The organism is Spirochaetota bacterium (assembly GCA_040756435.1).
Lineage (GTDB): Bacteria > Spirochaetota > UBA4802 > UBA4802 > UB4802 > UBA4802.
The window spans coordinates 14,921-28,747 of record JBFLZD010000028.1; the positions used below are offsets into that span (position 1 = coordinate 14,921).

Genomic DNA, 13,827 nt, shown 5'->3' on the forward strand with positions numbered 1-13,827 from the left:
AAATCTTGATAGAAGTCATATAAGGCTGTGATGAAATTTGTTATTATGTATTATGCATATATGAAAAAATCTATGAAACGATATCTGAAATATGCTGCAATTGTGGGTGCATACGCGGTATTTCTTTATATACCTGGTATACTGTTTGCAGGGCCAATTGTTGCCATTGAACGTATCATTGTAGATTCATTGCCTGAGATTACCATAAAGGGTGTAGTACACAAACCGGAAGGAATACAGATTAGTACTTTGGACAGAGAAAATTTTGCCATTGTGGAAGATAACACACAAATACATGAGTTTACGGTAAAGTCACTGGATGCAGATGGATATATTGCACTGTGTATTGATGCAAGCAAGAGTTTATCAAAGAAAAATTTTCTAAAGCTTAAAAAAATAGCTATAAACATTATAAACAAAAGTAAAGGCAAATATAGGTTTATTGTATACAAGTTTAATGATGAAGTTGTAACACTGAGTACATTTTCAAAAGATATACCTTCTACTGAAACAATTGAATCAATTCAGCAACATGGCAAACGAACGAAGCTATATAATTGTTTGTTTGCTGCTACTGAAGAATTAGCTCGAAAGAAAGGTAGAAAATCCATTATACTTTTAACTGATGGAAAAGATGAAGGTAGTTTTATGTTGCCTGATGACGTTGTTACAAATGCCCGTGAGCATGCAATTCCTATATATACCGTTGTCCCTGAACGGTGTTCAAAAGCTGCTGTAGTGAGCAGATTAAGTAAGATTACCAAAGGGAAATTGTTTGTTGCCACTGTAGGGGTAGAAGATACGGTGATTGACGTACTCCATACACAGTCGCAATCCGAAACCATACCATTTGAAATAACGTTCAAAACAAAAAAACATGATGACGCCATTCATCCCATAGAAGTACAATTTAAACACAGATCCATTCAGGATAATGATACAGGGTATGCAAAATACTCTTTTCCAAAGAATACCTATACAATACATACTGATCTGCCATTTGTGGTGCTGGCAGGGATTATTGTGCTTTTAGTGGTAGCGCTGGTTATTGTTATTCTGGTATTTATAAATAAATGGAAACAGATCGTTGAGCTTGTAAGCATGCAACGAATTCCTCAGCCAGTGAGTCGTTACTATTCTTTGCTCTATGAAAAAGATGAAGCTGTAAAAAAAGATACAGATACGTTGCTTTTATCAACATCTCCTGAATACAGTTATACCAATGCATGGCTGGTTGAAAAAAGCGGACCTGAAACGGGGAAAAAATTTCCTCTTATATGGGATGAGGTAACAATAGGACGGGATAAAGAGAATACGATAGTCATCAATGATGATGCTGTTTCCTTAAAACATGCAAAAATTAAAAAAGTTGGGAATACCTACTATTTATTTGACCTGGCAAGTGATAATGGCACATTTTTAAACAATAAGAAATTATTGCGTCCCAAACCTCTTTCTGATTGGGATGAAATACAGATAGGGCGAACAACCATACTGTTTCGCGGAACAAAGATAAAACAATCATAATATGCCTCTCAAAGTACTATTGCTATCACCGCCAATATTTGATTTTTATTATAGCTTTCACCGCTCAGAACCATTGGGGCTTTTGTACATTAAAGAGGTATTAGCAGGATATAACTGGCTTGACGTAACAATCTTTGATGCGCGCTATAAAGGCACTACCAAAGTAATTCCAACGCCTGAGCTATTCAATTATCTTGATCATATGTATGTAAAAGATACGTCATGGTTTAGCCTTTTTTTTGGGTATAAACGATTTGGATATTCGTATGATACTATTGTTAAATATATAAAAGAAAATGCATATGATGTTGTGTGTATAACCTCTTTATTTTCAGCATATCATCATGATGTGGATGTTCTTGTAGAAAGAATTAAAAAAGAAACAGGGGCGATAGTTATTGTGGGAGGTTGGGCTGTATGGGCTGATACAAACATTTTAGAAAACGGCAAGGCTGATTTTTATGTTCGGGGTGATGGTGAAATTACATTGCCTTCGCTCCTTCAGGAGATCCATTGTTCAAATGGCAACATTTCACATCTTCCCAAAATCATTGATTGTGACAGTTCATTGGTCAATGAATTCTTTATGCATAAATTCCCACATCGTGATACCTGGTATACATATTATGGTAAGCGAATGGCAAATATCATATGCAGTAAAGGTTGTGTGTATCACTGCGATTTTTGTTCAATTCATTCTCGGTATCGCTACTACCAGCGCAGTATTGATTCAATACAGCAAGAACTAAAATACCTGTATTCACACGGAGTGAAAATAGTCAATTTTGAGGATGACAATTTTTTATTTAACAGGAGGTTTGCTAAACAGTTACTATCGCTTATGAAATACTATCATACGAAAGGGATGCAATTTTTATGTATGAATGGTGTAACAGCACCCAATCTATATGCGGTGATTGATGATGCGCTGGAAGCTGGATTTTTAGAATTCAACCTCTCGCTTGTTTCATCACATGAAGATGTTGTTGCACATCACAATCGTCCAGCATTACACAAGATTATAAAAGATATTGCCTGGAAAAGTGTGGGGAAAGTCAGGGTGATAGTGTATATCATTGCGGGGTTACCTGGTGCTACGGTTCAAACATGTATTGATGATATTCTTTTTTTAGCTTCGTTACCTGTGATAATAGGATTTTCTCCTCTTTACTTGCTTCCGGGTGTGCCATTGTTTGAAAGCATGGGGGTACCTGAAGACAGGCGGTTGTGCAGAGGGAGTGCCTTATATTCTTTTGGACAAGGGTTTACCAGGGAAGATATTGCATCACTGTGGAAGGTATGCCGATTTATTAACAGGCTTAAAATAGCTGATGGAAGTAATGATGAGGTGAGAATGCATTATGAGTTCTACAAAAAAGCCTGCCATGAACATGTGTGGTATTATCGTGACGAAAGTGGTTTATGGCATGAAGGCTTTTCGTTTTCTGCAAACCTTCCTGAAAGCTTTACTATATGTGATATCAATGGTGCCACACGATATATTGGCTGAGTTATTCTTTATACATGATAAACAGATAATTAAATCCTCGTAAGAAAAAATTTCCCTCTAATGCTGCCTTGTGGTAATTTCCCATCTGAAGTGTCTTGTTGTGGCGTACTACTGCCATTATATCAATGGGGATAAAATATTTTGTCAACAGTGAAAACAAACGGAATCCAATAGGTACAAATCCATCTTTTTTATTGTAGTAGTCGCATACGTATAAGCCCATGTGGTGTTCATGTTTTAATATTCTATGAATCTCATGTATAACCTGTTCCATAGCGGTAAAATACTCTATTTCAGTTGCTTTCAGTTTGCCAATACAATCCTTTTCGTCAGAATAGGTTATATTGTCGCCATAGGGTGGGTCTATGAAGACAAAGTCAGCTTTATTGTTTTCAAGAGGCAATGAACGTGCATCAGCTTTGATTATGTCTTTGCGGTAGGGGTGAATATCATAGCCCAGGCATTTTCTACCGGTATCTTTGCAAACATCAATAGTAGTTCCACTACCACACATGGGATCAACAACAAGATCTCCCTTTTGTGTATAGCGCATAAGAAGATTCCAGATGATATATGACGGTGTAGCACCAGGGTAGTTCTGGTTGCCCTGTTGCTTATCTCCATAATGCTGTGAAGGATAATTCCACAACGTGGTGGTTTGCATGCTTAATGGTGGTTTAAACATATACTGCTCCCTTTCTAGTAAACTATACCAGTAAATAAATATATCAATTATTTTAAGCAATTATTACTAAAAAATAACAGATGGATATTAAAGTATATACTGTTTGAAGTAGTACTATTACGTGAATAATAAAAATAGAAAAAATTTTTTCTCAATTTTAGATATATCACAGAATGAGAAGAAAAAAAATACTACTAATGCTAAATCAAGTATAGAGAAATAAATAATTTTGGAACAGTGGCATGAGCATTTCCATTGCCTTTGTATGCATGAATGTGAATTGTCTAATTTTTATAAAGACGAGTAATAAAGTAATACAGATAAAAGGAATATTTTGGAGGAAGTGTATGGATAATAAAAGTTCTGATTGCATTGCTCAATGTTATGTTCTGTATGGCAATTATATCAAAAAAATTATTGCACGGTTTTGTTCTGATAAAGATGAAATTGAAGATATATTTCATGATGTTTTTTTAAAGTTGTTACATGCTGGCTTTTATAATGATCCCCATTCACGTAAAACTAAAAACTATATCGTAAAGACAACACGACATATATGTATTTCCCGTATGAGAAGGGAAATTGCACGGCAAAAGTATTGTAACAGTAAAAATCCAGACACTTTTATGGATATAGAGACTGTCACTGATGTACAATGCAAGGATATTGGCGATACTGTCATTGATGGTATTATTGTGAGCACTCTCAATGATGTTATTGATGAACTTGAACATGATGAACAAAATCTGATATTTGATAAATATTTTCATAACAAGAAATATATACAATTGGCTGCGGAGCAGGGTGTTTCATATCATTTTATAAAAAGAAAGCTTTTAACAGTTAATAAAAAGTTAAAGCATAAATTGATGAATACTATTGCATATCCATAAAGCTTACCGATGGTTTATTATTTAGCTTGAAATTTATCGATATCTATTGTAGAAGTAGCCTGTTTATATATGCAACATTAATTCATAGATATCGGAAGGTTTTGCTTTGAGATATATAATTATTTTATTTTGTTTTTTTACAATTTTGTATGCTTTGTTTGTAGTTCTGGTTAATGTTCTGAAGCGGTTTTCGTATGCAGTGAACAGGTGGTTTTCATTTATAGCGTTGCTTACAGCAGCAATGATTTCATGCCTGCTGATTCCTTTTTTTATTTCAACTATAGCAATAACAGAGTTAACACGCTGGTATTTTGCATTGATTATAATCATTAATCAGGCTTTCTTCCATTATACACAGATATTCCCACGCTGGGAGAAAAAGAGTCCTCTATTTATTATAATTATTTCAGCAATTCCAGGAGTGGTTACTTTTTTGCTTACGGCGGTAACCGATGGTATAATTCTTTCTGCTTCTTTTGATGGTCTCCATATTCAGTTTGAATATGGTCAGTTTATAGTGCTGTATCTGGTTGTTTTTGTTTTTTATATTATGGGAACGTTCCTCACCCTGTATTATAAAGTACGACGCCTGGAGAATACCTCTTTCAGGTATCAGCTTTTTTATGTGTTTATGGGGAATCACGTTGGTGCACTCATAATACTCATTTCTTTTATCATAATGCCCTATGTTTTCAAACGCTTTGAATATCACAGTTTAGGAATATCCTCTGCAGCTTTGCTATTATTGTATATTAATAACTATGCTATCTCTGATGAGCGATATCTTAACTTTAAAGAATTTTATCTTAAAATTGTGTATTATAGCGTTGTGCTGGTATTTACAGTAATTCCAACATACTGGATTCTTGTTACCAGTTACCGGTATTTTCTGGCAGGAGGCCAGATACCTGCAGTTGCTGTCGCCTTTTTAAATTTCGTATATTTAGTTTTCTTCACCAGGGTTATACAGCCATATTTAGAAAAATTGATTAAAAGAGAATATGCTGAATTAGAAAAACGTTTTAATGAATTTATTCAGGCATTATCGCAGGTTGAAGAATTTGAAGGTGATCCCACATACTGGGATAGGTTCTTTACTGCCACAATGGATTCACTGGAATACCTTTTTAATGTAACATCTGCTTCATTTTTAATGTATAATGAATTGGAAAAGGCATATATTTTGAGCCATGCTATAGGGCAGCAGCCCCAGGTAAAAAGAATATCTGTTGATGATTCACTGGTTCAATTATGCCAGATAGCAAAAACAACAATACATCAATCATTATTCTACACTGATGAAATATTTAAGCCGTATGATGATGTACTGGCATTGGTAAAAAACAATGCTATTGAAGTTATTCTCCCATGTTTTGACCAGTCGGGAAAACTTATAGGAATACTTTTTATTTGCCCTCATAAAAAAGGAAGGCCGTATACATTTAATGAAATTGAGTTTATGGAGTTGTACAGAGTAAAATTTAACAGTGCACTTGTTAATTCACTTCAGATTGAAGAGGTCAAGTCAAAACAGGTTGGCGAACATGATAATTTAGTTGTGAGTGCTATAAAAAATTCAATTATCCCCCGTCAGATGCCCTATATTGAGCACATCAGGATAAGCTCATTTTTTATGAACAATTCTAATTTAGGAGGGGAATTCTTCAATGCAAAGGTTTTACATAAAAATGCACTGGCCTTTTTAATAGCCGATTGTTCCTACAGTGGAGTGGATGCAGCAGTATTGGCATTGGAACTCTATGCTGCGTTTGAGTCTTTATCCCCCCTATATGACACTCCGGAAAAAATTATGCAGTTATTGAACTGGGTGGTATGTACATCCAAATTTACTGAAAGGTATGCCACTTCATTTTGTTTTACATTTAACTCTGAAGCACTATCACTGAAATATATTAATGCAGCGTTTAATCCCTTGATTATATATGAAATTCAAAATGATAGTTTTATAGAGTTAGATACAAAAGGAATCCCCATTGGTATAGAGAAAGATTTTATCTATGAATCAAAAGAATATGTAATCAAAGGGCCATGTATTGGTTGTATTTACTCTAATGGCATTACGGGTGCTGTAAATCAAACAGGGCAACCATATTCTATTGGAAGAATTAAAGATCTCATAAGACTCCACAACAGTGAAAGCCCTGCTCTTATAATCAGGCGTATTTCTTCAGACATAGATACATATACAAGCAATACAGCTGTTAAAGAAGATATCAGTATTATTATATTTCGAATAGAATGATTATTCCCAATATAATTTATCCAATTATAGTAGTGTCATCATGATTAATATTAATTTTGAAGAATCAGCAAAAACTATTACATCTTTGTTACAGGAACAGAAAAATATAGCAATTATTATAAAAGGTTCTCCAGATCCAGATGCATTAGCTTCGTCATATTTTTTCTGGAAACTATGTACATTGTTACATGTTAAAGCCACTATATATGGATTTATGCCTGCTTCTCTGCCATCTAATAAAGAATTTATATCTATTTTCAATATACCGTTTAACATTGTAGCGGATTTAAAAGAAATAAATCTTAGCAGATTTTCAGGGTATATTGTATGTGATTATCAGATAGCAGCTCTTGAAGATAATTTTGCTACTATTCCCTGTATAATCCATTTAGACCACCATTCACCAGCGGAACATGATGTTCCTGCACGTTTTCGCCTATTAACTGATAAAGTATCTTCAACAAGCACACTCTGTGCATTGTTGATGCAGCATATATCATTTGTATCATTAGAAGATGTTCCCAGTCTGGCAACATCACTATATGTAGGCATTAAAACGGATTCTGATGATTTTAAACATGTGGGTGAATATGATACAATGGCACTGGAATATATTAAGCCATTTTGCAATATGACAATAATTGAACAGATTGAAAATACGCCTTTAACTCCGCATGCATTGAGCCTGTTACAGAAAGCAATGAAAAACGCCATTGTTTATAAAGATTGGCTTATTGCTGGGGTTGGATTTGTGGAAGAAAGGTATCGTGATACTATCGCCATTATTGCGGATTATCTTTTGCAAAATAATCCTGTTGAGCTTGTGGTAGTATATGGGGCAGTGTATCATAATAATCACACTAAATTGGATATTGACGCATCATTCAGGACAAGAAGCGAAGATTTTGATTTAAATGAGCTCATAAAAAATATTACTCCTGATGGCGGCGGACGCAAGTACAAGGGTGCATTTCAGGTTCATATTGATTATTTTGTACATTGCCCTGATCAGGATACGTTGTGGGAGATAATAGAAATAACTACAAATCAGATATTAAAAAATCAAAGAGATAGTAGTTTAAAAATTGTATTGCAGAGTAAATTTAAAAACTTTAAAAAAATACTTAAACATTTATTTCGCTTATAATAATATAAGGGAACTTCTAAAAAACTTTTTTTTGGATGTTCCCTTGTGGGCATAATACATAGGATAAAACTGCTTTATTTTTATATGAATAATCGGAAAAAAGCAGTTTTAAGAGATGCCCATAGGAATGTTTGATTATATTAAAATAACAGGCTGAATTGGAAGCCAAGCTCATAAGATATAATCTCACGATTAACGTCATTTGTTTCCCTATTTCTATAGCGCTCCAGTATGCCACGTGCAATACATGAACCCTGAACATTTTTGTGGACATTTATTGTGAGGCTTGATGATATGCTGTACAGGTCGTATGGTTCAGGTGAAGTGTAGTAGGTATAATTATAGCGGTTCAGTGTCATGAGATATTCTAATCGAAATATTGGTAATGCTGTTAATGTGTACCAGGTACTGAAGAAATCATAAATAAACGGGACATCTGTTTCATAAATTGTAGAAAATGTGTATCCCTTGTCAATATTTGTAAATGGTGATTGTACCATCATATTGTAAAAATAGATATCATCTTTTGCCGATCGCTCATTATCATCAATCGGGATAAATTCATGCCATTTCTGGGTACGGTAACTAATCCCAAATTTTGCAGCAATACTTGACCTGTCCCATTTAAATGTTGCTCCAATGCTGGGTGTGTACTCATCCTGCAGTATATTGGAAGTAATACGAAGGTATCTATTCCATTGATATTCTAGTAATGCAGTTGCGGAATGGTACGGAAGATCGGGCCTGTTTGGTCTGAAAAAACCAGAGGAAAATATTTTCATTAAATCACATGATAATGATGAAACAAGAGTATAGGTAACAACCTGCTGGGAGGCGGTATTAACACCGTTGCGGTCTGAAACTGAATGAATACTGCTGTTTAAAAATAAAACAAATGGCGATAGTTCCCAGTTGATACTGAATGAAGCATTATCTAACAGCCTGAAATAGTTATTGTAATCTGAGAATGGAGTTCCATTAACTTCTGGCTGAGACGATACCGTATGGGTTACAAAATCACGTCCGTGAGCGTAATTTGATCTTCCTTTAAAAAAATGCCATGGGGGATAGTGAATAATGTTATATATGGGGCCAGCACATAGATTCAAATAACGACTTACTCCATATTTTTCTTCATAAAAATTTATAGACTCACCTTCATAGGGCACATTAATCTCATTCAGTGTGCTTGCACGAGTATAGTTGAATGAACAACTTTTTATACTGGGGAATAAAGTTTGGAGATTTATGGGTACAGCAATTGTACTGGATAGAAATCCCTGTGTAGAACGGGTGCGATTGAATCCCAGAGTCATCCATGTATCATAGGATTGCAGGTCTTTGAATTGATTTTCAAAATATGAGATTTCGTATGTTATAGAAGGGTTTATAAGCTTATAACTTTTAAGGCCAAAGGAAAGTGAACTTTTTTTCAAACGCTCAATAAATCGTATACTATCTCCATATATAAAAGGAATGTGATATCCTGAACTAATCTCCTGTGATAATGCTGGGTTTATGTCAGTTACCGTTCCTGAGTAGGTGATAAATTCTTCTGTTAGTAGTTGTATGTTGGGGGAAATAAAAAAATGAGGTAATTGATAATTAAAATTCATTGAACAGGATTCACGCTGTTTTTTTTGAGTGTTTGTTCCTGTTGCTACTGATTGGGTGTTTTCTTTGAATATATCTTCTTTAAAAGAAGTATCAAGGAGTAATCTGTATGAAAAATCTCCGCCCAATACATCATGTAACGATTGCTGCACGCCAACTGTTGCCTGATGTGTTATTTTGCTGGTGTCATTATCAAATGTGTTTACATCCTGATAATATGCCTGCTTGTTGGTGAAGTTTTCATAATTATAGAGCAGGTTAAGCTGTGGAATTGTTGTATTGGGAGGTGAGAGGGTTGAGGCAAAATGGATTTGTTTTATACTGGTTATTCCTCTTCTGGATGCGGTTACCTGCTCATTAAGACTATCAGTTTGCGATTCTTCCTGAATAAAATCAAGTGATGTGTGCCAGTATGGAAGCACCTGGCAGGTTACTGTTGCCTGATTATAGTCTTCAGAAATATCATTATATGGTTGACCTATCGTATAAAAATTATTCCCATGCTGTTTTTTTAAATATGATAGGGTAATATCCGAAAACACCGGAGTCCCTGCTTGTGTGCGGGTAATCGGTTTGGTAATTTTTATGGTGCCTTCATACCAGTGAGCGGTATCTTCAAGTGTCATGGGGTCGCTGGCATAGATATCGTCAAGCCAGAATTGGCCACTAGTAGTGGTATTCTGCACTGAAACTGTGATAGCTATTATTCGTTTAAGATCAGGGTTACCTTCTTTTTTTATGAATTGAGCATTTGTATTGTTGCATTGTAATGACAAAACAATATCTTCCCAGGCTTGCATAAATTGTGGGTTGTATGAGTACTCTAAATAATCATTATCTGAAGAATGCAAACGGAATATAAGTGTATCACCTGATGTATAATTTCGTATATTAATCCAGCAATGGACATTGCGATAAAACCTGAGATCCATTGGTTTATAAAATTTTCTTTTTATAGTGGCTGATGTAATTGAAGTATACGTTACATTCAGGGCAGATTCCATAGTCTGGCTGAGTTCTTTTTTACTTTTATCACCATACAGACTGGTGTAAATATCACTTTTACTGCGAGCAAATGACTCCTGCGCATATTCTGAATCATTAAGTGAATCAATAAGGGTAAGCTTCACTTTGTCGATATCAGTGCCACTTGTGCCATCAATACTATCCACCTGCCAGTGCATGGTAACAAAGCGAATGGTGTCAATGAGGATGGTACCAGTTGCTGCTGATTTTTTTTGTAATATGAGTCTAATAGCATATATTTTTTTCAATATATCCTCAAATGCATCTGGCAATGCGGTATATAAAGCGGGGTTAGTTTTGTTTATATAAATACGAACTCTTTGCCATGTAGTATTGGCACAATCCACGGTAATTGGGGTTATTAATCCGGGAACACGTATATTTTGTTCACCGGTATCAAGCATCCCATTATCATTTAAATCCTCAGTATTGAGCACGCCATCGCCAATGGTGGTAGATGATACAGCAGGCCCAGAGCCCACAACTGTTGTAAATGGATTGTCAAACGTATATCCTGTATCTTCAGAAATATTTTTATTGGTATCATAATCTAAAAATCCGTTATGATTACTATCTTCAGTATCAAGAATCCCATCACCGTCACTGTCTTCATTTATGGAACCTATATCAAGGTACATATCAACAGTACCAGTACCACCTGTACTACGATACCATATCTCAACATATTCTAAGTTGGAAAGATCAGTGGGTTTTTGGGATAGTGTACGGGTAACAATAGATATACATTCCCCCGATGAAAAATCAAAGTTTAAGCCTAAAGAACGCTGGGATTGCTCGCTCTGGAGCGACGGTGCAATGTGGCCAGTAGCAACATTATAAGGGCCAGGCTTTTTGGAGTATGGCACATTAATAGGGGTAAAGTCTAAACCATACAGTGTTTCAGGATTATTACTATCGCGATAAAATTTATAATAGATGCGGGCACGTTCATTCTGCGATATACTAGGGGGTAAAGAGCCCAATACCCAGTCTTTTTCTGACATTGATACTGTTAGCCCAGAATAAATTGATTCAAAATCATCTATCAGTCCTTTGCCAAAGGTATTGATGCTGTGATAGCTTTTTGCGTACTCTGCATAGCCTTTGAATAGTACCGGTACGGTAATAAGGGATTGCGTAATTTTTGAGGCAAATGCTGATATATCATGAGGGCTCACTTCAACGGAACTATCGGCCTCAATAACCGTAGTTTGTGTTGGTTCATTGCCTAACAGAGGAACAGTGGATGCCATGCCCTGCGTGGTATACAGAATAGTCCCACCAACATTAATATTTTTATTCAAAGCATAATCAGCTCGCATGCCACCAACGAATTGCTGGGCCTGTCCTTCAAAGGGGAGGTATTGGTAGCTTATTTCAATATCGGTTTCAGGAGTGATTACAGGATTCCCTGGATTGGTGAACTGGAAAAAACCCGATGTGGGGTCAACACTGTACAGGCTTTCGGCAATCTGAATGCCATTAATCTTAACCCGTATGGTGTCAGGGATGATATTGACATGTTTTAGCTGAAATCCCCGTGACTGACTGTATCCTGCAATACCAATCTTATACTGGGATACGGTATATGCCTGAGTTTGTGATTCAGTGTAGATAATTTTTTGTGATTGAGCGGACAAAAGCTGTTTAAATGGTTCACGAAGCTTAAACGTAATTGCGCCAGTGTTATAATCAATAATGAAATTTCCTAATTTTTGTATGTCGGTTCTGGACATAGGAAAAAGATTGTTAAAAAAAGATATTTTAACGTCATCAGCACGAATGTTTTGTAGCCCTGTATTATATATTCCGCGAATTTCATATATGTCTATGTTTAAAACACCATCGTTGTTGGTATCTTCACTTGGGTCAAGAGTGCCATTAAAATTAGCATCCTCGTGAATTGATGGACCACATTTAATAAACACACATATTTTACCGGGAAATTGCGGATGATTGGTAATTGCAGAAGGGTCGGAAGTCTGTGTGGTCCCACCATTTCGAGTATAAACTGCAAATATTTTTGCCTGGGGTTTAAAAGCTTTTAACAGGGCGATAGTTCCTGTGGAAAAGTTTATGGTATACTCAGAGCCCTGCTGTAATTTTCTGAAATATCCCAAAATGATAGAAGGATTATCCCATCTGTGAAGTTCCAGTAATCCACTTTTATCCTGTGTGATAGCATCATCTGCATACAGTTCAAAACCGGAGCTATCGATACCAACAGAATAGGGTGTGTAGGTTGATGGATTGACTGGTGCAGATGTCCATGTAATGGTTGTATACATGTTTGATGGGGGAGTATCCACATTGTCATAGCGTTTGAATGGTTCCAGCTGATAATATGTTGCCTTTGTATATTGGAATTCCTGCAATGTAATGCTTGCACTGGAAAAGTTACCCTTAAAATGTTCTATCTCACTGACACCCTTTGCCACTGAACCAAACGCTTTGACCTGTAAATTGCCCTTTTTAATGGTAAAATCTATACCCATGCCCTTTGATGTGGTGTCATCATACACTGCATATTTTGATTTATTCACTTTTATGGTTATATCACCGGCATTAATCTCACGTAAAACTTCATCGTCTTCTACAGCTTTGTATTGCATTATATAGGTGTTGGTGCGCTGCTGACTATCGTGGTCAATGTATAGGGTAAGACGCTTACCGGCTTTGCCTTCGATATGAAGCTGCATGGTTTGTTCAGGTGTAAAACCGGATTGGATTAATGCAGATGTTGGTTTGTCTTCATCAAATCGTTTGTACTTATTGCTGGTAAAAAATGACTTTCCATATCGTGCGTTGAGATTCATTGAACCATATGACAGAATGTCATAGGGCTCTTCTTCTATGAGTGGTTCGGCTCCGGGGACAGTAAATTTATACTGGGGCTCTATGATGTATTTTGTCCAGTCTCCCTGATTATAATCAAATGGCGATTGTGCATGGGGTTCTATTTCTGGCTGTGTAGAGGACGGGGGGTGTATTTTTTCCTCTGAAATTTTGTATGTAGTGATATAATCATTAATGCGTTGGTGAAACGGACGAGATAATTGCTGGGAGATAACTATAGCAGTAGCTGATGACAGCAATAAACCAATAACAATGATATTGGATAATGATTTCATGTGTTATAATTACAAGCATGTATAGAACAGG

Annotated in this window: 7 protein-coding genes; 5 read left to right on the forward strand and 2 right to left on the reverse strand. The window is 35.8% G+C overall.

What is annotated here, in order from left to right:
• Positions 1-30: 30 nt before the first annotated feature.
• Together AB1444_09220 and AB1444_09225 are read left to right on the forward strand one after the other, a co-directional pair.
• Entirely contained in the window at positions 31-1,527 is a 1,497-nt protein-coding gene (locus AB1444_09220; GenBank protein MEW6526832.1) for an FHA domain-containing protein, read from the forward strand.
• 1 nt (position 1,528) lies between these two features.
• Positions 1,529-3,037, forward strand: a complete 1,509-nt coding sequence (locus AB1444_09225) for a radical SAM protein (protein MEW6526833.1) — start codon at positions 1,529-1,531, stop codon at positions 3,035-3,037.
• A 1-nt stretch (position 3,038) separates the two neighbouring features.
• Here AB1444_09225 and AB1444_09230 read toward each other — a convergent pair whose 3' ends face one another.
• Positions 3,039-3,722: a DNA methyltransferase gene (locus AB1444_09230; GenBank protein ID MEW6526834.1), complete on the reverse strand. Its 684-nt coding sequence runs from the start codon at positions 3,720-3,722 to the stop codon at positions 3,039-3,041.
• Positions 3,723-4,069: 347 nt separating this feature from the next.
• Between AB1444_09230 and AB1444_09235 the strand changes: the two genes are divergently transcribed.
• From AB1444_09235 to AB1444_09245, 3 genes are all read left to right on the forward strand, one after another.
• Complete coding sequence (locus tag AB1444_09235) at positions 4,070-4,615, forward strand: sigma-70 family RNA polymerase sigma factor (GenBank protein ID MEW6526835.1); 546 nt, start codon at positions 4,070-4,072, stop codon at positions 4,613-4,615.
• Positions 4,616-4,721: 106 nt separating this feature from the next.
• On the forward strand, positions 4,722-6,878 hold the full coding sequence (locus AB1444_09240) for a SpoIIE family protein phosphatase (protein ID MEW6526836.1): 2,157 nt from the start codon (positions 4,722-4,724) through the stop codon (positions 6,876-6,878).
• Positions 6,879-6,918: 40 nt separating this feature from the next.
• Positions 6,919-8,025 (forward strand): DHH family phosphoesterase, encoded by a 1,107-nt coding sequence (locus tag AB1444_09245; protein ID MEW6526837.1) that lies wholly within the window; start codon positions 6,919-6,921, stop codon positions 8,023-8,025.
• Between the two features lie 140 nt (positions 8,026-8,165).
• On the opposite strand, the gene AB1444_09250 is transcribed toward AB1444_09245, so the two are convergent.
• Positions 8,166-13,796 (reverse strand): hypothetical protein, encoded by a 5,631-nt coding sequence (locus tag AB1444_09250; protein ID MEW6526838.1) that lies wholly within the window; start codon positions 13,794-13,796, stop codon positions 8,166-8,168.
• Positions 13,797-13,827: the final 31 nt, after the last annotated feature.